The 25,152-nt window shown below is 44.1% G+C and carries 26 protein-coding genes; 10 read left to right on the plus strand and 16 right to left on the minus strand.

What is annotated here, in order from left to right; genetic code table 11:
• From HYU97_01480 to HYU97_01515, 8 genes are all read right to left on the minus strand, one after another.
• Window positions 1-547, minus strand: a 547-nt coding sequence (locus HYU97_01480) for a hypothetical protein (protein ID MBI2335421.1), incomplete at its 3' end; no start/stop codon positions are given.
• An 84-nt stretch (window positions 548-631) separates the two neighbouring features.
• Window positions 632-2,089 carry an aminomethyl-transferring glycine dehydrogenase subunit GcvPB gene (gcvPB, locus tag HYU97_01485; GenBank protein MBI2335422.1) on the minus strand — a complete coding sequence of 486 codons (1,458 nt, stop codon included), beginning with the start codon at window positions 2,087-2,089 and terminating at the stop codon, window positions 632-634.
• Window positions 2,090-2,098: 9 nt separating this feature from the next.
• Complete coding sequence (gene gcvPA / locus HYU97_01490; GenBank protein MBI2335423.1) at window positions 2,099-3,448, minus strand: aminomethyl-transferring glycine dehydrogenase subunit GcvPA; 1,350 nt, start codon at window positions 3,446-3,448, stop codon at window positions 2,099-2,101.
• Window positions 3,449-3,507: 59 nt separating this feature from the next.
• A complete protein-coding gene (gene gcvH / locus HYU97_01495) occupies window positions 3,508-3,894 on the minus strand; it encodes a glycine cleavage system protein GcvH (protein ID MBI2335424.1) in 387 nt (128 codons plus the stop codon).
• Window positions 3,895-3,908: 14 nt separating this feature from the next.
• Window positions 3,909-4,991: a glycine cleavage system aminomethyltransferase GcvT gene (gene gcvT, locus HYU97_01500; protein ID MBI2335425.1), complete on the minus strand. Its 1,083-nt coding sequence runs from the start codon at window positions 4,989-4,991 to the stop codon at window positions 3,909-3,911.
• 78 nt (window positions 4,992-5,069) lie between these two features.
• The gene (gene folD / locus HYU97_01505; GenBank protein ID MBI2335426.1) at window positions 5,070-5,924 is read right to left on the minus strand and encodes a bifunctional methylenetetrahydrofolate dehydrogenase/methenyltetrahydrofolate cyclohydrolase FolD; all 855 of its coding nucleotides are present in this window, start codon (window positions 5,922-5,924) and stop codon (window positions 5,070-5,072) included.
• 51 nt (window positions 5,925-5,975) lie between these two features.
• Window positions 5,976-6,299, minus strand: a complete 324-nt coding sequence (locus HYU97_01510) for a type II toxin-antitoxin system PemK/MazF family toxin (GenBank protein ID MBI2335427.1) — start codon at window positions 6,297-6,299, stop codon at window positions 5,976-5,978.
• On the minus strand, window positions 6,299-6,550 hold the full coding sequence (locus HYU97_01515; protein ID MBI2335428.1) for a hypothetical protein: 252 nt from the start codon (window positions 6,548-6,550) through the stop codon (window positions 6,299-6,301). The genes HYU97_01510 and HYU97_01515 overlap by 1 nt, the downstream gene beginning before the upstream one ends.
• A gap of 379 nt (window positions 6,551-6,929) precedes the next feature.
• On the opposite strand from HYU97_01515, the gene HYU97_01520 reads away from it, so the two are divergent.
• Both HYU97_01520 and HYU97_01525 read left to right on the plus strand, forming a co-directional pair.
• A complete protein-coding gene (locus HYU97_01520) occupies window positions 6,930-8,420 on the plus strand; it encodes an aldehyde dehydrogenase (protein ID MBI2335429.1) in 1,491 nt (496 codons plus the stop codon).
• Window positions 8,413-9,549 carry an aminopeptidase P family protein gene (locus tag HYU97_01525; protein ID MBI2335430.1) on the plus strand — a complete coding sequence of 379 codons (1,137 nt, stop codon included), beginning with the start codon at window positions 8,413-8,415 and terminating at the stop codon, window positions 9,547-9,549. Before HYU97_01520 ends, HYU97_01525 begins: the two co-directional genes overlap by 8 nt.
• Before the next feature lie 152 nt (window positions 9,550-9,701).
• Here HYU97_01525 and HYU97_01530 read toward each other — a convergent pair whose 3' ends face one another.
• Window positions 9,702-10,565 (minus strand): SHOCT domain-containing protein, encoded by an 864-nt coding sequence (locus HYU97_01530; GenBank protein MBI2335431.1) that lies wholly within the window; start codon window positions 10,563-10,565, stop codon window positions 9,702-9,704.
• Window positions 10,566-10,680: 115 nt separating this feature from the next.
• Here HYU97_01530 and HYU97_01535 point away from each other — a divergent pair, with 115 nt between their 5' ends.
• From HYU97_01535 to HYU97_01565, 7 genes are all read left to right on the plus strand, one after another.
• Window positions 10,681-11,097 carry a DUF2752 domain-containing protein gene (locus HYU97_01535; GenBank protein MBI2335432.1) on the plus strand — a complete coding sequence of 139 codons (417 nt, stop codon included), beginning with the start codon at window positions 10,681-10,683 and terminating at the stop codon, window positions 11,095-11,097.
• Window positions 11,098-11,143: 46 nt separating this feature from the next.
• Window positions 11,144-11,491 carry a DUF4190 domain-containing protein gene (locus HYU97_01540; protein MBI2335433.1) on the plus strand — a complete coding sequence of 116 codons (348 nt, stop codon included), beginning with the start codon at window positions 11,144-11,146 and terminating at the stop codon, window positions 11,489-11,491.
• A complete protein-coding gene (rsmD, locus tag HYU97_01545) occupies window positions 11,488-12,036 on the plus strand; it encodes a 16S rRNA (guanine(966)-N(2))-methyltransferase RsmD (protein MBI2335434.1) in 549 nt (182 codons plus the stop codon). The genes HYU97_01540 and rsmD overlap by 4 nt, the downstream gene beginning before the upstream one ends.
• Window positions 12,037-12,045: 9 nt before the next feature.
• Window positions 12,046-12,519: a pantetheine-phosphate adenylyltransferase gene (gene coaD / locus HYU97_01550; protein MBI2335435.1), complete on the plus strand. Its 474-nt coding sequence runs from the start codon at window positions 12,046-12,048 to the stop codon at window positions 12,517-12,519.
• Between the two features lie 13 nt (window positions 12,520-12,532).
• The gene (locus tag HYU97_01555; GenBank protein ID MBI2335436.1) at window positions 12,533-13,726 is read left to right on the plus strand and encodes a pyridoxal phosphate-dependent aminotransferase; all 1,194 of its coding nucleotides are present in this window, start codon (window positions 12,533-12,535) and stop codon (window positions 13,724-13,726) included.
• Window positions 13,727-13,953: 227 nt separating this feature from the next.
• On the plus strand, window positions 13,954-14,166 hold the full coding sequence (locus HYU97_01560) for a type II toxin-antitoxin system VapB family antitoxin (protein ID MBI2335437.1): 213 nt from the start codon (window positions 13,954-13,956) through the stop codon (window positions 14,164-14,166).
• Window positions 14,157-14,525 carry a PIN domain-containing protein gene (locus HYU97_01565; protein MBI2335438.1) on the plus strand — a complete coding sequence of 123 codons (369 nt, stop codon included), beginning with the start codon at window positions 14,157-14,159 and terminating at the stop codon, window positions 14,523-14,525. The genes HYU97_01560 and HYU97_01565 overlap by 10 nt, the downstream gene beginning before the upstream one ends.
• A gap of 18 nt (window positions 14,526-14,543) precedes the next feature.
• Here the strand turns inward: HYU97_01565 and HYU97_01570 are convergent, their stop codons facing one another.
• The 6 genes from HYU97_01570 to HYU97_01595 form a co-directional block, all read right to left on the minus strand.
• Entirely contained in the window at window positions 14,544-15,419 is an 876-nt protein-coding gene (locus HYU97_01570) for a hypothetical protein (protein MBI2335439.1), read from the minus strand.
• A 245-nt stretch (window positions 15,420-15,664) separates the two neighbouring features.
• The gene (locus tag HYU97_01575; protein MBI2335440.1) at window positions 15,665-16,042 is read right to left on the minus strand and encodes a 3-aminobutyryl-CoA ammonia lyase; all 378 of its coding nucleotides are present in this window, start codon (window positions 16,040-16,042) and stop codon (window positions 15,665-15,667) included.
• Window positions 16,035-16,847 carry a cobalamin B12-binding domain-containing protein gene (locus HYU97_01580; protein MBI2335441.1) on the minus strand — a complete coding sequence of 271 codons (813 nt, stop codon included), beginning with the start codon at window positions 16,845-16,847 and terminating at the stop codon, window positions 16,035-16,037. Before HYU97_01580 ends, HYU97_01575 begins: the two co-directional genes overlap by 8 nt.
• Before the next feature lie 8 nt (window positions 16,848-16,855).
• Window positions 16,856-18,907, minus strand: coding sequence for a D-lysine 5,6-aminomutase subunit alpha (locus HYU97_01585; protein ID MBI2335442.1), 2,052 nt, complete (start codon window positions 18,905-18,907; stop codon window positions 16,856-16,858).
• 6 nt (window positions 18,908-18,913) lie between these two features.
• Window positions 18,914-20,185: a lysine 2,3-aminomutase gene (gene ablA, locus HYU97_01590; protein ID MBI2335443.1), complete on the minus strand. Its 1,272-nt coding sequence runs from the start codon at window positions 20,183-20,185 to the stop codon at window positions 18,914-18,916.
• Entirely contained in the window at window positions 20,182-21,222 is a 1,041-nt protein-coding gene (locus HYU97_01595; GenBank protein ID MBI2335444.1) for an L-erythro-3,5-diaminohexanoate dehydrogenase, read from the minus strand. The genes ablA and HYU97_01595 overlap by 4 nt, the downstream gene beginning before the upstream one ends.
• A 231-nt stretch (window positions 21,223-21,453) precedes the next feature.
• On the opposite strand from HYU97_01595, the gene HYU97_01600 reads away from it, so the two are divergent.
• A complete protein-coding gene (locus HYU97_01600; GenBank protein ID MBI2335445.1) occupies window positions 21,454-22,428 on the plus strand; it encodes an ATP-binding protein in 975 nt (324 codons plus the stop codon).
• A gap of 78 nt (window positions 22,429-22,506) precedes the next feature.
• On the opposite strand, the gene HYU97_01605 is transcribed toward HYU97_01600, so the two are convergent.
• Window positions 22,507-25,152: hypothetical protein (locus tag HYU97_01605; protein ID MBI2335446.1), on the minus strand; the 2,646-nt coding region annotated here is incomplete at its 5' end.

The following is a 25,152-nucleotide window of genomic DNA, read 5'->3' on the forward strand; positions in this document are numbered from 1 at the left end:
AGGCACCGGCTTCGTGGCCTTCGCTCAAGTTATAGCTCGAAGCTAAAGCCAAAAGTTGTTGGCTTAAGATTTCTAGATGACTGGCGGAAGCGATTTGACAGAGTTGGGTTAAGAAACCGTGACCACCCAAGCTTTTAGCAATGTGCGTTTTTTCTTCATCAGAGAGATTTGAATAGGCTTGTGAAAAGCTTTTACCAGACGAGATAGCTTGTTCTAATTTTTGCCAAGTGGGTTGATGAGGAACGGCGTCGAAGGTTTCAGCCCCGGCCAACACGCGAGCGATATCTTGAGCCACTCCCAAGACCACGAGGCCTTGGCGGTTTAGGCGTAAGCGCTCCCATTGATTGCGTAAGCGATCGGCTTCGGGGTTACCTTGAGCTTTGGTTAGTTCGCCAATGCCGGCTTCTAAATCACCGGCTAGTACCTGCTCGGTGGCCGTGGCAATGTGCACCCCGGGTACGTCGCCGAGGGCACGGGCCTTAGCCGCTGAAGTTGAAATGATAAACTGCGGCAAAGTTAAAGGAATACCTTCAACGGATGGTGGCAAGCTTCCCTCGAAAATTCATTAAAGGTTAAAAGGAAACAAAGAATGTGTAATGTACAACAACAGGTCTCGTCAAGACACGGCGCGTCAAGATGAGGGTTTCCACACCAATTTAAGCTCTCGAACAGCTTTGACTTCGTCTAAACGACGCAAGGCCGTGAGTTTTGGAGCTGAAGTGAGTTGCTCGGGTGCAGTTTTGGCCTCTTGCGCAATGGCCTTCATAGCCGCGATAAAACAATCGAGGGTTTCTTTACTTTCTGTTTCGGTAGGTTCGACCATAAGGCTACCAGCCACCACCAAAGGAAAATAAACCGTGGGAGGGTGAAACCCATAATCCATCAAACGTTTTGCAATATCCAAAGTCTTCACCCCTTGTTCATTTTGCCACTTATCGGTAAATACGCATTCGTGCATACACACACTATCGTAGGGGAGAAAAAAATCTTCGCGCAAGGCTTGGCGAAGGTAGTTGGCATTGAGCACCGCCATTTGGCTCAAAAGTTTTAAGCCTTCAAAACCCATTTCTCGAATATAAGTATAAGCTCGAACCAACATTCCAAAATTACCAAAAAAACTTTTGACGCGGCCGATGGACTCACCGGCATGATACTCAACGGTATAAACCTTACCTTTTTTAACAACTCTCGGTACCGGCAAAAAAGGTGCCAGGTCATTTTTTACAGCTACTGGGCCTGAACCCGGCCCACCCCCACCATGGGGAGTGGTAAAAGTTTTATGTAAATTAAAATGCAAAACATCCACCCCCATATCCCCCACCCTAGCCTGCCCCACGAGCGCATTTTGATTGGCACCATCACAATAAACAAAACCCCCTTTGCTATGAACTATTTCGGCAATAGCACCTATATTTTCTTCAAACAGTCCTAAGGTGTTGGGGTTGGTAATCATAATCGCAGCGACTTCTTCGTTCATCAAACGGGCGACGTCTTCCGCGGCCAAAATTCCTTTACGGCTGCTTTTGATTTCAACCACTTCATAACCACACAAACTCGAACTGGCCGGATTGGTGCCATGGGCCGTATCGGGTATTAAAACTTTTTTACGAGGATTACCTTTAGCCTGGTGATAGGCTCGGATTAATTTTAAACCCGTAAACTCCCCTTGCGCACCCGCTGCGGGTTGCAAGGTCACGGCATCCATGCCGCTAATCTCTGCTAAGTATTGTTCTAACTCGTACATCAATTGCAGAGCCCCTTGCAGGGTTTCCGAGGGTTGATAAGGGTGAATTTTCAAAAAACCGCTCATCCTCGCCACTTCTTCATTGACCCGCGGATTGTATTTCATGGTGCAAGAACCCAAGGGGTAAAAACCCGTATCGATTGAAAAATTCCACTGCGAAAGCCGCGTGAAATGCCGCACCACCATGGGTTCGCTGACTTCGGGTAATAAGGGGCTTTCGTTACGGATGAGTTGCGACTCTAAACCATGCAATGGGATTTTTTGTGGAAGATCTTCTTCAATGAGCGAAAAACCTTCTCGCCCAGGCGAAGATTTTTCAAATAATAATGACTCTTCAAATACCATTTAAATTCCTTAACCCAAAAATTCTTTAGCTACTTCAATATATTGATCTATCTGCTCTTTGGTATTCATCTCAGTTGCACACACTAAAAAGCAATTTTTCAACTTATTATTCAAAGGTGCCATGTCAACTCCAGCAAAAATTTCTTGCCGCTGACAATAATCTAAAAATTCACTTACCGGTTTGTTCAACTCGAGTACAAACTCATTAAAAACCGGCCCAGAAAATTTAGGCTTTACGCCAGAAAGAGCCGTTAACCCTTGATAAAGATAATGAGCATGCTGATAATTCATTTCAGCGACTTTTTTAATTCCACCTGGCCCCAGCAAAGCTAGATAAATAGTGGCGGCTAGGGCGCATAACCCCTGATTGGTGCAAATATTGCTGGTGGCCTTTTGTCGACGAATATGTTGTTCACGCGTTGAGAGGGTCAAAACAAAACCCCGCTTACCTTGCGTGTCTACTGTTTCACCCACCAGCCGCCCTGGCATTTGTCGCACAAATTCTTGCCTGGTCGTAAATAAACCTAAATGCGGCCCACCTAAATTTAAATAATTACCCAAACTCATCCCCTCTCCACAAACGATATCGGCCCCCATGAGACCTGCCGGCTGCAACAACCCAAAGGCCAAGCTTTCGGTAAAACAAGAAATATAAAGGGCAAGCTTGCGATGAGCTATCTCAATCAAAGCCGGTTGATCTTCAATCACACCAAAAAAATTGGGGCTTTGAACACAGACGGCTGCTGTGTGATCATCAATTAATTTTTCCAGCTGATATCGATCGACTCTTCCCTGTTCATTAATAGGTAACTTCACCCACTCTACATCCATGTTGCCCAAGTAGGTTTTTACAACCTGCAAATATTCTGGATGAATGCCTTCGCTGATAATAATTTTTTTGCGTTTACGAACCCGCAGGGCCATCAACAAGGCCTCCGCCAAGCTGCTTGCCCCATCATATTGGCTGGCATTAGCAACTTCCATGCCCAATAGCGAAGCAATCATGGTTTGAAATTCAAATAAAGCCTGCAAGGTTCCCTGGGAAAGTTCGGGCTGATAAGGCGTGTAAGCGGTTAAAAATTCTCCTCGACTTGTTAAAGCAGAGATAACCACAGGGACATAGTGATGATAGGCGCCTGCCCCTAGAAAAGAATCAAAACTATCCACGGTTTCATTGGTTCGGCTTAATTTTTTGAGATAGCTAACCAGCTTGGCTTCGGGCAGCGGCGCCGGCAAATGAAGCGGCTTGGCTAATTTCAGGTTAGCCGGGATCACCGCAAAAAGTTCGTCGGGATTTTTAATGCCGATTCGCTCGCACATCTCACGGATGTCTTGCTCAGTATGGGGGATGTAACGCATAGTTTTAAAAGGAATGCCATGTCATCCCCCGACAAAGATCGGGGGATCCATAATAATGGTTAAGATCGTTCTTCCAAAAAGGCTTGGTATTGTTCGCTAGTCATTAATTTACTGGCACTTTTGGGATTATCCATTTTAATTTTTACCAACCATCCTTCTCCATAAGCATCTTCATTAACGAGACTGGGTTCTTCAACCACAGGATCATTCACTTCAATCACCGTCCCAGCAATAGGAATAAAAATATCACTCACCGATTTCGTCGACTCAACCACTCCAAGGGAGTCGCCGGCTTGAAACTTAGCCCCCACCGCAGGCAATTCAACAAAGACAATGTCTCCCAATTGTTCTTGCGCATAATGAGTAATCCCTAAAGTTGCAATATCTCCATTAAGACCTAGCCACTCATGTTCTTGGGTGTAAAACAATTCTTCTGGATAACTCACTTGATTTTTCCTCCTTAAATAAAGGGTAACGAAACACACTTTGCTTTCTTCATTTTTCCCCGAATGTCAACGAATACTTCGGTGCTGACTTGTAATGAAGGATTTTCTACATAGGCCAAAAAAACCGCTTGCTCTAAACTAGGTGACCATGTTCCACTGGTCACCACACCACAATCTTGCTTGTTAAGGAAAATGCGATAACCTTCTCTTGCGATCCCCGGCTCAATCATTACGAAACCTTTTAATAGTTTTTTTAACCCTTTAGCTTTTGCGTCTAACAGTGCTGGTTTGCCAATAAATTCTTCTTTGTTGAGTTTGACCACCCAAGCAAGGCCCGCCTCCCAGGGAGTGGTGTGATCATTCAACTCATGGCCATAAAGTGGATAAGCCATTTCTAGGCGCAAGGTATCGCGCGCCCCCAAGCCAATGGGCACAATCCCAAATTCACGCCCAGCCTCTAACAATTGTTGCCATAACGTAAGAGCGCTAGAATTTTTGACAAAAATCTCACAACCCTTCTCACCGGTATAACCCGTGCACGCTAAAATACAATCGATCGCACCTAATTTTACTTCAGCCACGGTTGATTTTGCTAAATCATTAAAGTCAGATCCTAACTTTTTTAAAACCTCTACACTCTTAGGCCCTTGCAAAGCTAAGAGTGCCCAAGCTTCGCTTTCGTTTTTAAAGCTAGCTTGGCTCTGCTTGGGAAAATGTTGCTGCATCCATTGAAAATCTTTTTCAACGTTAGAGGCATTGACACAAATTAAAAACCGGTCTTCTCCCAACCTATAATAAATAAGATCATCCACCACCCCGCCTTGTTCATTAAGCAAAAGAGTATATTGCGCCCGCCCCGCTTTTAACGATTGCACATCATTACAAAATAAATGCTGCAATATTTTTACAGCATCGGGCCCTTGCAAAAAGAATTCCCCCATATGAGAAACATCAAATAGGCCACAGCGCTCCCGCACCGCCTTGTGCTCTTCAAGCACGCCTTGATAAGAAATAGGCATCGCATAGCCCGCAAAGGCCGCCATTTTCGCGCCAGCCTTTACATGCCAATCATAAAGCGGGGTCTTGGTTAGTTTCATAGTATAGCTGTCATTGCGAGCCCAAAGGGCGAAGCAATCTCAATTGGTGCAATCACTCCATCAAGATCGCTTCGTCACTTACGTTCCTCGCAATGACATCGCCGCCTGTAAGGTGTTATGAAGAAGCATAGCAATCGTCATAGGCCCCACGCCACCTGGCACCGGAGTAATAAAACTTGCACGCTTTTTGCAACTTTCAAAATCTACATCGCCTACTAATTTGTTGCTTTCAACTCGATTAATCCCCACATCAATCACCACCGCACCTTTTTTAATCCAATCCCCCAAAATAAATTTTGGCTTGCCGATGGCTGCCACCACCACATCAGCCTGCCCAATGACCACCGGCAAATCTTTGGTTTTACTATGGCAGAAGGTGACCGTGGCATTTTTAGCCAGCAACAAAAGCCCCATGGGTTTGCCCACAATATTACTCCGCCCCACAATCACCGCCTGCTTGCCGGTTAAATCATAAGCAATACTTTCTAACATTTTCATCACACCCAGTGGCGTGCAAGGCGCTGGCCCCTGCCTACCGGCTATCAAAAAACCTAAATTCACAGGGTGCAAACCATCCACATCTTTACGCGGGTCAATGGCATCTAAGATTTTTTCCGTATTCAAATGGGCAGGCAGAGGCAATTGAACTAAAATCCCATGCACGGTGGGGTCCTGATTTAAAGATTGCAGCAGGGTTAACAATTCTTCTTCTGGGGTTTCGAGTGGAAAACGATGATGAAAACTTTTAATCCCCGCTTTTTCACAAGCCGCAATTTTATTACGCGCATAAACTTGGCTTGCCGGATGATCCCCCACCAAAATAACCGCTAGCCCCGGCTCAATACCATGCTTAGCTTTCAAAGCCAGCACTTGCTCTTTAATTTGTTCGTGAAATTTTTGCGCTAAGATTTTACCATCAATAAGAGTAGCCATAAGATGAAACCACGGCTACCTAATCTAAGGAGCAATGGTCAACGAATTCTTTCAATCACGAAGGTAGGTCTGCAAAGCATCATCCACTGCCTTTAAATCACCTTTTGATAAATAGCCGATTAAATTTTGTAGACGTATTTTACTAACTTGCCGAATCCCGGGAATAATAGCGAAGGATTCTTTAAGATTGGATAGGCGAACAGAAACTCGCAGCGGCCAGATTTGAGGCTTTTTTGAAGAAAGTGGAATAACCACTACACTTGGTAGCGCCAAGTTATGGGTGGCATTCGACACAACAATAGCAGGCCTCACTTTACCAAGTTCAGGCGGATTGGATGGTTCAAGATTAACCCAATAAACACTCCCCCTCTCCATCACTTTTTCCTTTTAAAAAGTTGGGGAGCTTTAGCTAAATCTAAATCCTGCCACTCTTCTAGCCAGGTTTGTTCTTCAGGATTATCGGCTAAAAATTTTAAGTAATCATTAGCCGATTCCAACATTTTTTGCCGACGCAGCTCTTGCTCGAGAACACCTCTGACATAAGAGGTTAAAGATTTATCTTTGGGTAAGATTTTTTTTATTTCCGATAGTATCGGCCCTTCTAGCTTAATAGTAGTAGCCTGCATACTTATTTAGTATAATAATTAGTATTAAAAATCAACCTATTTTATACCAAATTTTTTTAAAAAATCCATCACACGTAATCCCTCAGTTTTGGGTGGAGAGTGCTTAGATTGTTGAGGAAGCCATTGCTTGAAGCGGCGGGGCCCCCAATGAGGATTAGCAGGCATGGAAAACCGCGGCCCGGCTTGGCGGGAACGCGGAAGGCTTCCGTGCCTGCTAATCCCATTAGGGTCGCCGCGAAAAGCACGGCTGACGAAACAATCTAAGCACTCTCCACCCAAAACTGAGGGATTACCATCCCACCACTAAACTTATTGACTTTTCACATGATTTTTAAGACCCTGCTGCTAGGGGGCATGTCTTTTAACAAAGAGTCTATTTATGAATCAAAAAATTCGAAACTATCAAATGTATATTAATGGTGAATTTGTCGAATCGGCTTCTAAAGAGCGCGCTGAAAGCCGCTGCCCAGGGGATAATGAAGTTATTGGCACCTTCCCCCATGGCAATGAAAAAGACGTTGATCTAGCCGTAGCAGCAGCAAAGGCGGCCTTTGATAATCCCGAATGGTCGGATGTTAAAAATTCAGTTAATCGTGGCAGGTTATTACGCGAGATTGGGCAAAAATTGCGCGACCAAATTGATAAGTTTGCTGAAATTGAAAGCCTCGACAGTGGCAAAACCATTACAGAGTCTAGCCTCATCGATGTTCATCAAGCCGCTGACACCTTTGAATACTTTGCTGACTTAAGCACGAGCATCACTGGCACCGTGTTACCTGTGCCCGCCAATGTTCTAGATTTTACCTTACGTGAACCGTTGGGGGTTTGCGGTAGCATTTCCGCTTGGAATTTTCCCATCATCTTTGCAGCCTGGAAAATAGCCCCCGCCCTGGCTGCCGGTAATACTGTAGTTTACAAGCCCGCTGAACTCACTTCGCTTTCTACCCTTGAGCTCACTAAAATCTTTGACGAAGTTCACCTACCCGCGGGTGTGGTTAATGTTGTCACCGGGAGTGGTTCAAGGGTGGGCAATGCCATTGCTAGCCACCCTAATATTGCTAAAGTTTCTTTTACCGGTTCAACCAAAATTGGCAAAATGGTTCAGAAAGCTGCCAGTGACACGTTAAAAAAAGTTACTTTGGAATTAGGTGGCAAAAGCCCCAACATTGTTTTTGATGACGCCTCTATTGATGACGCCGTCAGCGGTAGCCTCAATGCCATCTTCTTTAATGCTGGTGAATGCTGCATTGCCGGCACGAGGCTTCTTTTACACGAAGCCATTTATGACAAATTTTTAGAAAAACTTGTGACCCGGGCTAAAAAGATAAAAGTGGGCCACCCGCTTGATTGGGAGGCCCGCATGGGCGCCATTGCAAACCGCGTTCAGTTTGAAAAAATTATGGAATATATTCAATGGGCCAAAGCTCAAAAATACAAAATTTTATGCGGTGGTGACCAACCCAAACCTTTACCTCATCCTCAAGGGTTTTACATCAATCCTACGATCATTGAAGTCCCCGACAATCAAAGCAAGCTTTGCCAAGAAGAAATTTTCGGCCCGGTGTTAAGCGTGTTAAAATTTTCCAATGAAGAAGAAGCCGTGCAAATCGCCAACGACACACCTTATGGTTTAGCAAGTGCCGTATGGACCCAAAACATCAAACGGGGCTTACGTATGGCCAAAAAGATTAAAGCTGGCCAAGTGTGGATTAATCAATATCTAACGCTTTCTCCCTTGGCACCCCACGGTGGTTACAAACAAAGCGGCTATGGCAAAGACCTAAGCCGTTATTGCTTAGAAGAATACACCCAAATTAAAAATGTATATGTCGATTTAGAAGAGGGAGAATACATTTGCCTTTATGAGTAAAAAAAATTCCCCCACGCGTTTGATTTACGCCGATAGCGAATCCGACAGCAATTTATATTATGCCGCACAATTTTTAGTGCCAGACCCTGTCTTTTATTTAGAACATCACAGAAAAAAGACGCTGTTTTTAAGCGATCTTGAATTAGACCGTGGCAAAAAAGAAGCCTTAGTCGACAAAGTCATTTCACTTTCTGCTTTAGAAAAACAATTTTCAAAATCAAATCGGCAAAAACCTAAGTTGGTAGAACTCATTGCCCTTTACCTTAAAAAATTACGCATTCGAAAGCTCCTGCTGCCCCAAACATTTCCTGCCGCCTTAGCTTTTGCTTTAAAAAAGCGTGGTTTCAAAATCGAATTTGGGCCTGACCCCTTTTATGAAAGCAGGATGATTAAAACTGATTTTGAAAAAAAATCGATTGCTCGCGCCCAAACCCTAACGGGATTGGCCATTCAAGAAGCCTATAAAGTTTTGCGCACTAGCAAAATTAAGGGCAATCGCATTTATTACCAAGGGAAGCCCTTAACCAGCGAACGGCTCAAAGATGTTATTCAAATCTATTTATTAAAAAACGGTTGCCTGGCCCAAAATACTATTGTGGCTTGCGGCAACCAGGGGGTTGGCCCGCATTGTCGTGGTTCTGGCCCCATCTATCCTAACCTGCCCATTATTTTTGATGTGTTTCCTCGGCACATTCAGACCCGGTACCATGGCGACATGACCCGCACCGTAGTTAAGGGCCACGCTTCTGAAAAATTAAAAAAGCAATGGCATACCGTTCGCGATGCCCAAGAAAAAGCGATCACCCAGGTAAAAGCAGGCATAGATGGCAAAAAGATTCACGATGGTATTATGCAAAATTTTGAAGCCCAAGGATTTAAGACTGGAAATTTCAAGGGTCGCATACAAGGTTTCTTTCACAGCACTGGCCATGGCATCGGGCTCGATATTCACGAGCCACCTCGAGTTTCACAAAAGTCTCATATTTTAAGAGCAGGCGAAGTGGTCACCATTGAGCCAGGGCTTTATTATCATGGTATTGGCGGCGTGCGCATTGAAGACATTGTGTATGTGAAAAAAAATGGCAAAGAGGCACTAGGCGCTTGCCCCAAAATCTTAGAAATCCCTTAAAAATGTCATATATGGATCCCGGATCGGGGTCCGGGATGACGTCATGCCGGACGAGCCTGCCCCGGACCTGATCCGGGGATCCGGCATCCATTCATTGCGAGCCTTAAGCCTGCCTCGGGCTTGACCCGGGGTGGCAATCTTCAACTTTATTTTTATAAATTCTTCAATATTTCCTTCTTCTTCAACTCGTAATCTTGAGGAGAAATCAAACCTTTATCTTTAAGTTCTTTTAAAGTTTTAAGCCTTGCCTCCACCGAACCACCGGCGCTCGGGCTGGTAATCACAGGATTCGTTGTGTCAACTTGTGCAACCTTATCTTTGTTCTTTTGAAAAATCTTGAGACTCGTTTTTGTTTTCTTCTCAGCGTCATCTTGGGTCTGCACTTGTGCCAAAATAGTTGGCCAATCTGCATTCATATCAATGATAATTTCAGAACCATCTTCAAAAGAAAGCTTTTGCCCTTGAATGGTATCGAGTGACACCCGAACGCCCCTAGCTTGCTGTACAATCCGGTCACCCGATCCACGCATTTTATAATCCCCAGTTAGTCTTGCCGCCAACTTGGTAAACTTAACATGCAGCTCGTTTTTATGAACCCACATCAAACCTTGGTTCACGGCATCGTTACGGATGATAAAATAAGGCCGTTTGGTGACAACCGAAAAAGCAACTTGCTCAAAAGGATCTGCTTCTGCCAGGGCCTCCACCAAATAAGGCGCAAACTTTTTAACTTCTTCATCATTAAATATGCGCCTATCTTTCATTTCTTCACGAAACAACATGGCCTTGTTATAGCGAAGGCTGGCTAGAAAAGCCTCCATTTGTTCAATGCTAACCGTTGCCGGATGCGTCGATACTCGATCTTCGGCCACCTTTTCTTTCATTTTAATCAATTTCACATAATTGGCCGCATTATTACCCTGTTGGTAAATAACTTTAGCTTCAACTTGCAAGCCAAAGCTTAGCAACACAAGCACCCAAAAACCCTTTAATAAAAATCTTCTAAAATGTTTCATGTAAACTCCTTCAGCGATGACTACTTAGCCCGACAACTTAGGGTGTGTCAACTACCACATCTTTTGGGTAAATTTCAGTTGCTACCTTTGATAATTGATTTAGAATGCTAGGTTAATGAAACTTAGCCCCCTTAAAATAGGAAAATTTGCGGTTCCCTTTTCATTTATCACCGTGCTTTTTTTAGCAAGCCTGCTTACCCCAGCCCCAGAAGGCTTGGGCACCCACCGCCAATTGGGTCTACCACCTTGTTTATTTTATCATTTCACTCACATCCCTTGCCCCAGTTGTGGCATGACCACCAGCTTCACCTGGATCATGCACGGCCATTTAAAACAGGCATTTTTAGCCAACCCGATGGGCCCCATCGTTTTTTTGGCCTATGCCATCGTGGCCTTTTGGATGCTGCTAGGCCGACGCTTTGAAGAATTACTTTTAAAAAAACCCTCGGGGGCTTTCCTGTATTTTTTTTTAGGTGGTTATTTATCGGTTTTCGTTTATCGCACTTTAAAGTACGGGTTACACCTTGTTTAGAATTTTTTAGTTTAGCTTTTTCCAAATTTAAAAAGGAGAATAAAAAATGGAAATTCCTCCCCCACCACCGTCTAATGTACCTACTAGCCCACTCAATCAACCCTCTGCCACTACCCCTGAACAAAACAACACTAAAGCCGTTATTGCTTTAGTTTTAGGTATCTTGTCTTTGGTCTGTTGTACTTTTTTATTAGGTATCCCAGCGATCATCGTGGGACGCATGGCGCTCAAAGACATTGAACAAGGGCTTGCCCCACAGTCAAGTCAAGGCATGGCCAAGGCTGGTTATATTATGGGCCTTATTGCTACGATCTTGAGTTGTGTTATCACCATTATTTATGGCGTGCTCTTGGCTATGGGCATGGTGGCCGATTATCCTAACTTCAATATATGAGTTTAAAAATTGTGGGGGGCTCTGCTAAGGGGCGCCTGCTCAAAGCGCCCAAGAGCCCCTTGATTCGCCCAGCTCGGGCTTCGGTTCGCCAAGCGATCTTTAACATTTTGCCTTCCGTAGAAGGAAATTTTGTTTTAGATCTTTATGCGGGTAGTGGGTCGGTGGGCATGGAGGCCTTGTCCCGGGGGGCCAAAGCCGCAACCTTTGTCGACAGTGGGTTTCAGGCCATTGCCTTATTAAAAGAAAATCTCAAGCGCCTCAACTTTTCTCACCTGGCCTATCTATTAAAAAAAGAAGTATGTACCGCCATTCGTATGTGTCACAAAATGAAAAAAACTTATGATTTAATTTTCATTGACCCACCCTACGATAAGGGCCTGGTTAACAAAACACTTGCCTGCTTACAACGACACCCCATCTTCCACCCCATGACTCAAATCATCATTGAGCGTAGCCCACGAGAAAAAATAAACTTGACTGAAAGTTTTAAGTTAGTAGATGAACGTCAGTACGGCCAAACAATTATTTCATTTCTCGGAGTTTGAAACCATTCCATGTTAAGCAATGCCATCTATCCTGGCTCCTTTGACCCCCCTACCTTAGGCCATCTTAATATTGTTGAACGTGGTTTAAAAATCTTTAAAAAAATCACCATTGCTGTTGCTATTAACACCTCCAAAGCCCCTCTTTTAAGTTGTGAAGCAAGAGTCGAGTTATTAAAGGATTTGTTTAAGAAATACCCCAATGTAGAAGTCGACAGTTTTGAAGGCCTGTTGGTGAATTATGCCAAAAAGCAACAAACTGGCCTTATTTTACGGGGGGTACGCACCGTGGCCGATTTTGAATACGAATTACAAATGTCTTTTGCCAACAAAAAACTTTGGTCAGAAATTGAAACGATTTTCATCATGACCGAAAGCCGCTATTCCCATATTAGCTCCTCCATCATTAAAGAGATCGCTAAATTTGGTGGTTCTTTAACCGACATGGTCCCTCCTAATGTGGAAAAAAAGCTCCTTAAAAAATAAAAAGGATCCACTTATGAAGCTTGCCAAACGTGTACAACGTATCAAACCCTCTCCGACTATCGCCATCACCATGAAGGCACAAAGCATGAAGGCTGAAGGCATTGACGTTATTGGTTTTGGTGCCGGCGAACCCGATTTCGATACTCCAGAACATATTAAACAAGCGGCTATTGCTGCATTACAAAAAGGCAAAACCAAATACACCCCCGTGGGTGGGATCAACGAACTAAAAGACGCGATCATTCAAAAACTAAAACGCGACAACCAATTGCAATATGCCCGTGAAGAAATTTTAGTAAGTTGTGGGGGCAAACATGCGCTCTACAATCTTGCCCAAGTTTTATTAGAAGCCGGCGACGAAGTTATTATCCCTGCACCGTATTGGGTAAGTTATCCCGATCAAGTGCTGCTCAACGACGCCACTCCGGTGGTTGTTTCCACGAATGAAAAAAACGGTTTTAAAATCACCCCGCAAGAACTTGAAAAAGCCATCACTCCCAAAACAGTTGCCTTTGTATTGAACTCCCCTTCTAACCCCACCGGTTCAGCCTATGCTCAGCAAGAATTGGCGGGACTCGCCCAAGTTTTAATTAAACATAAAATCTTATGCATTTCCGACGAAATCTATGAAAAATTAGTTTATGATGGTTTTCAACATGTTTCGATTGCTTCGATAAGCCCTGAAATGAAAAATCTCACTCTTCTCGTGAATGGTGCTAGCAAAGTTTATGCGATGACTGGCTGGCGCATGGGGTTTGTGGCAGGCCCTAAAGAAATCATTTCGGCGGCTACCAAATTGCAAGGTCAAGTAACCACCAACATTAATTCCATTACCCAATGGGCTTGTGTCGAGGCCTACAATGGCACCCAAGCTTTTTTAGAAGAATGGAAGACCGAATTCAAAAAGCGCCGCAACTATATTGTGGATCGCTTTAATAAAATCCCTGGCGTGACTTGCCTAAAACCCGAAGGCGCCTTTTATGTGTTCCCCAACATCTCAGCTTATTTGGGGAAAAGCTTTGAAGGTAAAAAAATGACCACCGATCAAGACTTGTGTGCCTACCTTTTAGAAAAAGGCCTCGTTGCCGTGGTTGATGGCATGGGCTTTGGCGCCCCTGGTTACATCCGCCTCTCTTACGCTACCAGTATGGCCAACATTGAAAAAGGCATGGACCGCATTGAAAAGGCTTTAGTTGCACTGAAATAATTTTTGTAAGCGCTTACCCTCCACATTAGTAATGCCTCAGTTTTGGGTGGAGAGGGCTTAGATTGTTTCGTCAGCCGTGCTTTCCGCGGCGACCCTCATGGGGGCCCCGCCGCTTCAAGCAATGGCTTCCTCAACAATCTAAGCCCTCTCCACCCAAAACTGAGGCATTACCCACATTATGCATTTTTTATTGATTTTAGCATCACAAAATGGTAAAAGATGCATAAATGCGTACTACTATCTCTATTCAAGAAGACCTGCTAAAAAAGACCCAAAAACTAACCGGCCGGGCTGGCTATAGTGATGCCATTGTGACCTCGCTACGAGATTATGTAGCCTTAAAGGAAAGGCTTGCCTACCTAAAAAAACTTTTCACCACTCCCCCCTCTCATTCTTTTCGTTCAATAAAAAAACAGCGTAGGAAAAATAAATGGTCTTAGTTGATACCAGCGTTTGGATTAGTCTCTTCCGAAAAGAAAATGACAAGTTAGGGCAGAAAATGTGGGTTCTTATTTCCGAAAATAGGGCTGCTTTTTGTGGTCAAGTCTGGGTTGAGTTTATTGGTGGCTTTCGCAAAGAAACCGAACGCAGAGAACATGAAAAAGCCCTTCGGTCCTTCCCCTTTTTAGAAACCAACTTGAAGGCCTACCAATTAGCGGCCCATCTTCTTGCCAAATACCCTCACTTAGGCTCAGGAGATGCTATCATTGCAGCAACTGCGCTCGAAAACAAGGTTCCGCTCTTGACCCTTGATAAAGACTTTTTTACAATTTCCACTGAGGGTTTGAAATTATCTTAAAGGTCTATGGTGGTCACCTTAATAAACTTCGGTTTGTTTGCCAGACTGACGGTCAAAGATTGGGATGTCGTTGGCTAGCGGGTCGGGGCTAAAATAAATCCCGTAAAGTTTTAATTCACTTTGATTGACCATGCGGTAACGCACGTACATCTTTTTGCCATTTTTCATCTGCGTAGAACCGACGATCACATAAAGATTGCGATTAGGGTATTTAGTAACAGCACCGCGCGGCTGCTCCCACTGGATATCTCCAAATGAACGTACGATAGTGGGCAATTGAGGCAAAATACCTCGCACGGGCTCCATTTCAAGAATGAGTTCATCGTCTTTCGCCAAAAACCGTTCGCAAGCTGTAGGCATTTCTTTTTTCAAACATTGATTCACACTTTCGGCAAAAGCCGACAATTTTGCAAAATTGGGATCGGTTTTAATAATGCCATTCACTTGGGAAAACCCCACCGGCGGGGTTGCTGATTTTGGCCCCACGGGGATTTCTATTGCTGGAGGTGTGGTACTAAAATAAATCCCGTAGATTTTCAATTCATCGTTCTGTTGAACAAAGCGATAAAAAACATAACCAGCGTTACCCTGTTTGTCTTGCCCTGAACCTGCCAAAATATACAAAGGTTGCTCAGGCGCCCCTGATGACTTACCTTTAGTTGTTTCCCATTTAAATGGTTTGTAATCGCGAGTGAGCTTGGCAAATTCTGGAAGAATTTGATGAACGGCTTCTATTCCCGAAATAATGTCATCATTTTTTGCAATAAAGCCGCTGCACTGCGTAGTGTCAGTTTCTTTCTTGAGGCAACGATTAAATTCTTCGGCTATTTTAGGTAATTTTTTAAAATTGGAATCGGCAACAATCTCTTCGCCCAATTTTAAAGAAGTCCTCACCTCCGCCCAACTGTGCTTATTCCCAAAAAAGGTAAGCAAGAAAAGTATTGTCATTAAAAGCCAAGCGGACAAGCTATTTTGATGGCCTTGCCGAAGCGGCGGGCCCTTCATGAGCATCAGCGGGCATGGAAAGCCGCGGCCCGCCGTAGGCGGGAACGCGGAAGGCTTCCATGCCCGCTGGTGCCATGAAGGTCGCCGCGAGAGGCACCAGCCTTCAAAATGGCTTGTCCGCTTGGCTTTTAATGTTATTTTTTCACCACACATGTTCCGACTGCCTTTGCTACTAGAATGGGTTTATTTAAGGTTTTAGCACGGCTTGGATTTTTTGGATCTTTCGAACTTTCAATAATTTTAAAAGCCATAAATTCAATTTTTCGCGAAGTATGACCTTGCTTAAGCAGACTTGCTTCAACCTCGATAAAATCACCGGCATAAACCGGGGCTAAAAAATCTACCGATTCATAGGCACGAAACAACCCTTCGTCGCCATCCAAACGAATTAATAACTCGGTCGCTGCTTCTCCAAAGAGTTGCATCATCCGCGCCCCATCGACCAAGCCCCCACCGTAGTGGGCATCGGCTTGGCTCATCCGCGCTTTATAAACAACCTTGTCTTTAGCCATGTTTCTTATGCCGTTTTAAAAATTCTTCGACAATAAAACTTGCTACCTCAGAGGGCAAGGTGCCAGGTCCAAAACCTGCATCGAATCCAACTTTTTTAGCCGCGTCATGGTCCATGCGCGGGCCCCCCGCCACCAAGATGGGGTGGCGTAAATTACGCTCTTTTTTAACTAATTGCGCAAGTTCTTTCAAATTTTTAAGATGTTGATTTTGTTGGGTCACGAGCTGAGATACCAAAATAGCATCCGCTTGAAATTGCGCGGCCTTGGCCACCAATTCTCGGTTGTCAACTTGGCTACGCAAATTATAGGCTTTAATGCCTTCATATCGCTCTAAACCATAATCGCCCTTGTAACCCTTCATATTCATAATGGCATCGAGCCCCACGGTGTGGGCATCGGAACCCGTGGTTGCACCCACTACCACAACTTTGCGTTTAATCTCTTGGGCAATCAATTCATCAATTTCACCCAAACTACGAATCTGATATTTGGGTTTGGGCACATGAATGGCTGAAAAATCAAGGGTGTGTTTCGAAAACCCATAAACAACAAAAAAAGTAAATTGAGTTTCCATCGCCTCCATATGAGCCACGTGCACATCTTTTAAACCCATTTTCTCTGCATAAAGCCGAGCGGCTTCACGAGCCTTATCATTGTAAGAGACGGGCAAGGTAAAGCTGAGTTGCATGGCCCCATCATCGATATGATCGCCATAGGGCTTCAACCGGCTTAAATTCGGTTTAGTTAAAGTAGTAAGGGGTGGTTTTTTAGTCGATAACCCCAGCCAAGATTTTAATCGTTCCATCATCACACCTATTTTTCTTCAGCCTCAACCCCGTCGCCTTCCGAAAAATCAGGCACGGTTTCTTCGGGATTACGCTTTGTTGCAAAATCCTCGGCCGTTGGTTCTTGCGGAGCAATAATCGGCTCAGTGGGTGCCAACGAAGAAGATTCTTCGGATACTTCAGGTGGTTTTTCTTCAGATTCAGGGGCACTTTGTCGAGGCGGGCGATAAACCACCGGTTGAAAGTTACGCTTCTTAGCCTTTTCTTGCTCAGGAGAGCTTTGCGCCTCTACTGCAGGTTTAGGTGGTTCTTGTAAAGGCCGCCTTGACAATTGCTCTCGATTTCCACCACCCCTTCGCCTGTTGTCGCCCTGATTTTCTCTTCGGTCTTCTCTTCGATAATCTCTTCTGCGATCGTCTCGTCTTCCATCGCCCCTACCACGCGCATTCCTATCATAGCGCTGCTCCGAAGGAGTAAAACGGGGCCGCCGCGATAACGTGGCGTGAGGGCTCAATAATTCAAAAAACGGATTATAATAACGCGACTCCCTTTCAAACACACCTTCTTGGCCTTTGCCACTATTGCGACCCCGAGAAATATTGGCAAACAATCCCCGTTCAATCGCACCCATCAATCCCAGCAGCTTCACCTTGCGTAACAACCGACTGGTTTCATCTAACACGTGTCGGGCGCGACGCACGATTTTACCATTGGCTTGAAAATTAATTTCGCTACCTAAATTCTTGGCCCCATTAAAAATATAACTGGCATTTTTTAAACTGATAAACCGATCTTGCATAAAGGGGTTATGAATTGCCTCAGTGGGCATGCCTAACAAAATGATACTTTGGTTGGTAAGCACACCGGTCAAGTTAAAAATCCCATCATAAAGTTGGCTAAAAAAGATATCGCCTTGTTTATGTTTAGTAGGCGGCATATATTTGATGGGTGAACGGTGGAAAATTTCCCGCACTAATTGAGCCTGCCCAATTTCAAATAAAATGGAATCTTCAATGAACGGATCCATTTCAAAGGCGTGCCCCAAGGCAATTTTATCTTCGGTTAAATGAGCCTGTTTAGCAAATTCTTCGTTAATAAAATGGCTGGTTAAAACTTGATGCCAAAATTTGTGGGATTCTGCCGTGGTAAGATAATTATCTTCACCGGTTTGAATGGTAATGCCCGCAAAAGAACAAATGAGCCTAGAAAAATGTTGATCGACTAAAGTCCTTTTCATGTTGATGTCGCGAAATAAAATCCCATACATGGCATCATTGAGCAAATAATCTAAACCCTCCATGGCCGCCATAGCCGCAATTTCGGGCATACAAAGCCCGCTGGAGTAATTAGTTAGCCCAATGTAGCGGCCCAACTCTTGCCCCACTTCATCGAGGGCTTTGCGCATGATTTTAAAATTTTCTTGGGTGGCATAAGTACCACCAAAACCTTCGGTAGTAGCCCCGGTGGGAACATAATCGAGTAAACTTTGCGCAGTTGAACGAATCACGGCAATAATATCAGCGCCCATCTTGGCGGCTGACTTAGCTTGCACTACATCTTCGTAAATATTGCCCGTGGCCACAATAACGTAGAGGAGTGGTTTTTTGAGCCGTAATTTTCTGGAAAGTTTTTCTTGAGTCGCACGTTTTTCTTTAATCGCATTGAGGCGAGACAAGGCAACTTCTTCAATACAAGAATGGATTTGATCAAAACCCGCTTCGGGCAACTTATTTAAATCGATCTTTCCTTCCACAATGCCTTGGGCAACTTGTAAAGGAGTGCTGCGAGGATTGGCCACCATCGCCCGACCCAACCAATAGGCAGCACCGCGCGCCAAGCGCTCAGGCCCAATTTTTTCAATAACCCCATTCACCAAAGGGTAGCGCCCTTGCTGGGCTTCAGTCGCAGTAGCTTTTGCCCCTTCCATAGCAGCGTCTACACCCAACAGGCGCAATACAGTCCGCTCCACACTGAAGGTGGAATGCTCGGTTATTAATTTTTGGATGGGGCTTACGATTTCTTTGGCTAATTTTCTACAAAGATCAATCTTATCACGATCAAGATTCAATTTTGACATAATTAAACTTTATCTCCCGCGCACCTCTTTTGGATGAATCGAAACACTATCGTTATGGAGAATTCTTGCTAGTCCTACTTCTTTGATAGGCTCCATGGTTTTACGAACAGCCTCTGTGGTTGAGCAGGTACAATCGGTCAACTCGGGCTGGGGATAACTTGTAATGTATCCCTCGTAATTTCGAACTACCACTTTTTTATCAGATTGGCTAATCAAATACTGTGGCATTATCGGCACCTTACCGCCTCCACCAGGAACGTCAACCACAAATTCGGGTACCGCCAAACCACTGGTGTGGCCACGCAAACTCTCAATAATCTCAATTCCCATTTCAATCGGGGTACGAAAATGGCTGATCCCCTCCGACAAATCACATTGGTAAATATAATAAGGTTTCACCCTTGCCTTTAACAATTCGGTCATAAGTTTTTTCATAATAACAGGGTCGCTATTAATCCCTCGCAATAACACCGTTTGATTCATCATGGGAATACCGTGATCTACAATACGAGCACAAGCCGCAGCCGCCTCGGGGGTAATCTCATAAGGATGATTAAAGTGCGTCATAAAATACAAGGGTTGGTATTTTTTCAACATCTTCACCAAACTCTCGGTAATGCGCATGGGGAATACACAGGGGATCTTGCTCGCAATGCGTAAAATCTCGACATGGGGAATGGCACGTAGCCTGGCCAAAATCTCTTCGAGCATGGTTTCACCCATCATCAAGGCATCGCCTCCTGAAATAATACAATCGCGAATCTCTTTATGTTGGCTGATATAATCGACAATCATATCGACTTCGTTTTTGGCCTTATGCCCTTCTTTATCCATCACAAAACGTCGCCGGGTACAAAAACGGCAATACATCGAACAAATACTGGTGATGGTAATAAGCACTCGATCGGGGTAACGATGCACCACATTGGGCACAGGCATGTCGGCATCTTCACTCAAAGGATCGCTAAATTCCCCTTCTTGCACTTCAAGTTCTTGCACGGTCGGAATGGCCTGCATGAGGAATGGGCAATGCGGATCATCGGGATTGATCAACGATAAGTAATAAGGGGCCGATGCAAATTTATATTTTGCAAAGGTAGACTGCATTTGTTTTTTTTCGGCTTCACTCAAAGGAAAAATTTTTTCTAACTGCTCAACGGTGGTTACCGAATTCTTTAGCTGCCACTTCCAATCATCCCAATGCGATCGTAGCACATCCTTCCACAGAGGAAATTTTTGATAATAAAGTGGATTACTATTGTCTACGTACGGAAGCTTCATGACCTCTTCTCCTCCCCAGCATAAATTCCTTCAAAATATTTGCGTAGCTCCTTATTTCTACGCACCAAATCCAAAACATACTCGGCATGACCTTGAGAATAACCATTGCCCATCAACAAATCGACATCCGCACCCACCCCTTCGGCCCCCAACACCGCTCGGCCAAATTGGGTGGCCATATTAAAAAACAAAACCTTGCCCCGAGGTTTACAAGCCAAAATAGCAGCCATCTCGGTATCGCTTTTATTCGTCGTATTCACGACCACATTAAAACCGCCCCTCGTGGGTAATCGCGTCAAAAAATCAACGGGCTGATCAGCTAAAGCTTCAACCGCGCCAAATCCTAAATCACGCGCTACCTGCACCTGACGAGAAGAGGCATCGGCCAACACCACCGAAGCAGATTTGCCAACTTTATCCAAGGCGGCAAAGGCTGAGAGCAAACCCGATTTCCCAGCACCCATCACCAAAACTTTATCTTGGGCTTGCACATGACGATGCACCAACTGAGGGGCCCCACACACATCAAAGAGGGCCACGGCCAAGTTTGCTGAAAAATCCTCTGGGATTTTAGCCGCGATGCCAGATTCAAATAAAATAGCGTAACCCTGAACTTGCAATTGGCCAGTATGCAAATTGATCGAATGAATATTTTCTAACACCAAAGGAGTCAAGGTTAGTGAAACCAACGTGGCAATAAAATCACCCTTGCTAAGTTGCAGAGGCCCGCGATACCCAGCCCCCACTTCCAAAACCTTTCCTGCCAACATTCCACCCGATTCGGTTACAGGGTTATGCAACTTACCCTTATATTTTACTAAGGTAAGGATATGCTCTTTAAGTTTATGAGGATCTTCACCACACAGCTCTTTCATCTGGCGAAAAGAAGCCGAATCAACGTTAATTTTCTCAACTTGAATGAGAATTTCATTGCTATAAATAGGCAACCGGGGGTCCAGACACTTGGCCACTTGGGGCAAACAAGGCCGCTCGTCCATCACGCGATGTAATCCGTAAAAATTTCCTTCCCGATTCATAACCCATATTCTAACGCATCCCCTTCTAATAGGGAAGGATGTAAAATCCCCAATAAATGCAACGCATTGCATCATAAAAACGTGTAAATTCTATTGGCTGGTTGCATGCAATTCTATCCGTTTCGCCCAACTATGATGGTGACCGTGATAAAACAAAATATTTGACGGTTACTAACCTATAGTGTAAGTAACTTACACTATATAGTTAAAGCTCAAGACAAGAGGGGAAATATGTATTTTAATCCACAAGTCAAAGATGATAGGGCTGACTTTTTCAATTTTGAGGTAATCCAAGAAGAGCTCAAAAGGGCAATAGAGGATAAGATGACTCCTCTAATAGCCGTCTATGGACTTAGGCGCACAGGAAAGACCAGCCTTATCAGAGTAGTTCTTAATTTCATGGGCAAAAAATTTATATGGATTGACAGTCGTAATATTTCCTCACAAGACGATTTTTACAAAACACTTTCAGACGAAATAGATAAATTAAAGCGGTTTAGAATCAATCAATTCACATTAAAAGGTGTCAACTTATCCCTAAACTTCATGAAAAAAGGATTGGATTATCTGAATAAACACAAATTCGTATTGGTCATTGACGAAGCTCAATTGCTAAAAAGACTGCATCTGGATAATTCAGTAGCCTTTATCTATGATAATTTCCCAAATATTAAGATTGTTATATCCGGATCGGAATCAGGAATGCTAAAAACCTTTCTCGGTAAAAATAATGCAAATGCGCCGCTTTATGGAAGGGCTGTGTTTGAACTCCAAACCACCAGGCTGAACAAGGAAAGTGGTTTCACCTTTTTAAAAGAGGGGGCAAAACAGGCAAGGATTGATTTTACGGACGAAGAAATTTTAACGGCTATAAAAAAATTAGACGGCATAATAGGATGGCTTACAAAATATGGATGGTACAGGTTAAGATATTCTCCCAGAGAGTCTTTAAGGAAAACTATTGAAGATGGTTCGACGCTTGCAAAAGAAGAGTTTGTAAAATTTTCATCAAAGGCCGAGGCTAGATATAAGAAGATAATGAAATCAATAAAAGACGGGGCAAGATGGGAAGAAATCAAAAAACAAACTCAAATATCGGACAAACAATTATATTCTATGTTGAACAGACTGATAGATAGTGGTTTTGTCGAAAAAACCGAGGGTGTCTACACTATAGCCGACCCCCTGCTAGAAGCGGCATTATAAGGACTGAATTCCAACTTACCATGACAGGCTGCTGCAATGTAAGCGCTCTGGGTTGTACCAAAGAAATTGAGTTTTAGGTTAATCATTTAACAAAGCTTCATCAGCTTGATAACTATTTTGGATTTCACTATCAGACAAATTTTTATTTAGCATGATCAACTCATCTATAATCCCATTGAAATATTTTTTCCAAAATTCATGATAACCGATTCGGATAGTAACCGAACCATTTGCCAAAGGCAACATCGGGCCATTCTCCATAGCTACCAAAATCCCATCTCTAAATAACCTAGATGTTCCAACTTTATATTGTCCAATGTAAACTACCCGTTCACCAGCTACAACCGGATTCTCATCACCAATTAAAATATAAGAATCTTCATTCAATTTAACCCCCCATTTCAATTTAGCCATGTTACCAAAACTCATTGCAAAAGTGCTATTTCCATCATCAGATCTGTCGATGATAGCATCAAAATTTTCCTCAACGAACCCTTCTGGTTTTAAAGAAACTTTTATTGTTAATTCATTAAACACAGACATTAAACTTGGGCTGTCTTCAATAACAATCATATTATTCACCCCATCAAATTGCAGGGCACCGCCTAACAAGCCGGATTGTGGGGGTTCTAGCCATTCGGGGTCGCCTTGTGGAATACCGTGGTTGTTGTTGCCGCTGTAGTCGCAAACATACTCTCCGGCATCACCACCTTCACAAATTTCTTTTTTGGATGGATCTTCATTGAACCGCAGCCACAACACCAGATCTTTATCACCCGTGGTCACGATCTTTTCCATGGTACCCAGCACATTGCCTTGTGGCTTGGTGAGTTTTTCTAATCGAATTTTGTAATCGGTTCTGGGTTGTAATTGCGTTTTGTCGAGGGGGATGATGGCACCATCTTTATCCTCTTTTTCAAAATCAGTAGAACCTTCTTGTAATTGCTTGTTCAGTCGAATCGCCTTGAGTCGATAAGAGCCACTGTTCGGCAATTTAATTTCGTTGGGTGCCTCATCATTCTTATTACTCACAACTCCGTATCTTGGGAAATAAGCACCTACCCCCTCTACAGGAATATCTTGGCTGCTCTTGCTATCCCCACGTGTTGCCGTTAACACATAATGGTTGTCGCCTGCCTGTTGAAGCTTACCTTGCACCGACCCTTTACAAATTTTTATATTCTTCACTGGGCTCCCCTCTAACCCACACAAAATCTCATTTTGACCGATGCTTATACTATTGGCATTCAACACTTCATAATTTAATTTTACATCAAAGCCAGTTGGCCCTTGTACCCACTCACTGTTAAATTGCTTGATTTGAGGATTATTGCGCACTTCAAAAGTTACCGTACGTTCAGCTAATAAAACATCATTCCCATCATACGACCGAATCGTAAAACTTTCCTTACTACCTTCTGTCGCATTCTTCACATTCAATAAGGCGGTTCCATTCACATCGGTGGTACTTAAAGAACTTAACTCCCCTTGCCCGCTATGTTCCACTGTTAAACTCTTAGCCGACGGCTCACCCACTACCGAAAAACTCAAAGATTGTGCCCCATATATCCACTTTCGCCCTTCTGGCTGTTTCACCTTAATCGCGCTCTTATTGGTAATTTTATATTTTCCTATCCCTTGACCCTTGATGTCACTACCATCGATGGACTCCCCTTGAATCTCCACCTCCCCATCAGGAATTAATTCGGTATTCAAATTGCTAATGATCACCTTTTTCTCGCCATAATCCCCTAAGCTCATGGCTACATCATAACCTGTGAGTTCTTCCCCATTAAACCGGATCTTAAAATTCATAATTTCTTTGCGACCGCAGGCAATGCCCTGTAACGTTGTGATGCCTTCTAATTCGGTCCCCTCCTCTGGTTCGGTAAATACAAAGCTTACGTGGCTTTCATCACCCTTGATGCTAAAGGGGGCAGTCTCTTGGCTGCCCGTTTGATTGGCCGTTACCCCGTCCCATATGATGGCTTGGATATTTCTTTGATTATATCCCTCATCAATGCTTCGCAGATCGAGCCGATAAACCACCTTGGCTTGGTTGGTCCCTAAGCCTTGTTCACTCATTTTTCTTACACCACACAAAGGATCGGCTAACTTAAGGCCCTCGACCCTTTTATTATCTTGGCCTTGCAGGGTGATTTCTATTTCTTCGCCGATTTTATTCAAGGTGATTTGCACGGTTGGCACTTTGGGGATGTCTTGGCCATTGAGGGGGCTCACGCCGTCTTTGAGTTCTTGGTAAGTGCTCCAGCCATCGTTGTCGGGGTCTAAATCGGGCAAAATGCCTTGGCTGATGGAGGCGCTGATGTTGGGGTCTTGTTTGTCGACTTCATAACGAATGTCTGAGCTGGTGAAGGTCACGGTTTCGGCGTTGCCATCGCCGATTTCTTTTTCTACTTCGGCATAGGCAAAGGCGATTGGCTGGCCTGGGGTTAAATATTGAAACTCGATGATGAATTTATACGTCTTGCCGCCGGGGAGTTTGAAGCTTTTGGCTTTTACGGTGCCGTTTACTTCATCGACCTGCATGGTGGTAGCGTGGACTTTGGTTTGGGTGGGTAATTCGTAAACGCGTAGTTGGGCGGCTAGCCAGGGGGTGGCTTGGGCGTTGAGGTCTTGGCTCCAGCGGCTGGGGATGGGGATGGACAGGGTGTCAGGGGGTGTTGATGGGGTGGTGCAGGAGGAAAGAATAAAAAAGAAGAT

This window comes from Deltaproteobacteria bacterium, from assembly GCA_016183235.1.
In the GTDB taxonomy this organism is placed as follows: Bacteria; UBA10199; UBA10199; order DSSB01; family JACPFA01; genus JACPFA01.

What these genes read in the sequence shown, in the direction of transcription:
- gcvPB (MBI2335422.1), bottom strand. Translation starts at nt 2,089, where the DNA reads ATGGTATTTGAAGAGTCATTATTATTTGAAAAATCTTCGCCTGGGCGA.
- gcvPA (MBI2335423.1), bottom strand. Translation starts at nt 3,448, where the DNA reads ATGCGTTACATCCCCCATACTGAGCAAGACATCCGTGAGATGTGCGAG.
- gcvT (MBI2335425.1), bottom strand. Translation starts at nt 4,991, where the DNA reads ATGAAACTAACCAAGACCCCGCTTTATGATTGGCATGTAAAGGCTGGC.
- folD (MBI2335426.1), bottom strand. Translation starts at nt 5,924, where the DNA reads ATGGCTACTCTTATTGATGGTAAAATCTTAGCGCAAAAATTTCACGAA.
- HYU97_01510 (MBI2335427.1), bottom strand. Translation starts at nt 6,299, where the DNA reads ATGGAGAGGGGGAGTGTTTATTGGGTTAATCTTGAACCATCCAATCCG.
- HYU97_01515 (MBI2335428.1), bottom strand. Translation starts at nt 6,550, where the DNA reads ATGCAGGCTACTACTATTAAGCTAGAAGGGCCGATACTATCGGAAATA.
- HYU97_01520 (MBI2335429.1), top strand. Translation starts at nt 6,930, where the DNA reads ATGAATCAAAAAATTCGAAACTATCAAATGTATATTAATGGTGAATTT.
- HYU97_01525 (MBI2335430.1), top strand. Translation starts at nt 8,413, where the DNA reads ATGAGTAAAAAAAATTCCCCCACGCGTTTGATTTACGCCGATAGCGAA.
- HYU97_01530 (MBI2335431.1), bottom strand. Translation starts at nt 10,565, where the DNA reads ATGAAACATTTTAGAAGATTTTTATTAAAGGGTTTTTGGGTGCTTGTG.
- HYU97_01535 (MBI2335432.1), top strand. Translation starts at nt 10,681, where the DNA reads ATGAAACTTAGCCCCCTTAAAATAGGAAAATTTGCGGTTCCCTTTTCA.
- HYU97_01540 (MBI2335433.1), top strand. Translation starts at nt 11,144, where the DNA reads ATGGAAATTCCTCCCCCACCACCGTCTAATGTACCTACTAGCCCACTC.
- rsmD (MBI2335434.1), top strand. Translation starts at nt 11,488, where the DNA reads ATGAGTTTAAAAATTGTGGGGGGCTCTGCTAAGGGGCGCCTGCTCAAA.
- coaD (MBI2335435.1), top strand. Translation starts at nt 12,046, where the DNA reads ATGTTAAGCAATGCCATCTATCCTGGCTCCTTTGACCCCCCTACCTTA.
- HYU97_01555 (MBI2335436.1), top strand. Translation starts at nt 12,533, where the DNA reads ATGAAGCTTGCCAAACGTGTACAACGTATCAAACCCTCTCCGACTATC.
- HYU97_01560 (MBI2335437.1), top strand. Translation starts at nt 13,954, where the DNA reads ATGCGTACTACTATCTCTATTCAAGAAGACCTGCTAAAAAAGACCCAA.
- HYU97_01565 (MBI2335438.1), top strand. Translation starts at nt 14,157, where the DNA reads ATGGTCTTAGTTGATACCAGCGTTTGGATTAGTCTCTTCCGAAAAGAA.
- HYU97_01575 (MBI2335440.1), bottom strand. Translation starts at nt 16,042, where the DNA reads ATGGCTAAAGACAAGGTTGTTTATAAAGCGCGGATGAGCCAAGCCGAT.
- HYU97_01580 (MBI2335441.1), bottom strand. Translation starts at nt 16,847, where the DNA reads ATGGAACGATTAAAATCTTGGCTGGGGTTATCGACTAAAAAACCACCC.
- ablA (MBI2335443.1), bottom strand. Translation starts at nt 20,185, where the DNA reads ATGAAGCTTCCGTACGTAGACAATAGTAATCCACTTTATTATCAAAAA.
- HYU97_01595 (MBI2335444.1), bottom strand. Translation starts at nt 21,222, where the DNA reads ATGAATCGGGAAGGAAATTTTTACGGATTACATCGCGTGATGGACGAG.
- HYU97_01600 (MBI2335445.1), top strand. Translation starts at nt 21,454, where the DNA reads ATGTATTTTAATCCACAAGTCAAAGATGATAGGGCTGACTTTTTCAAT.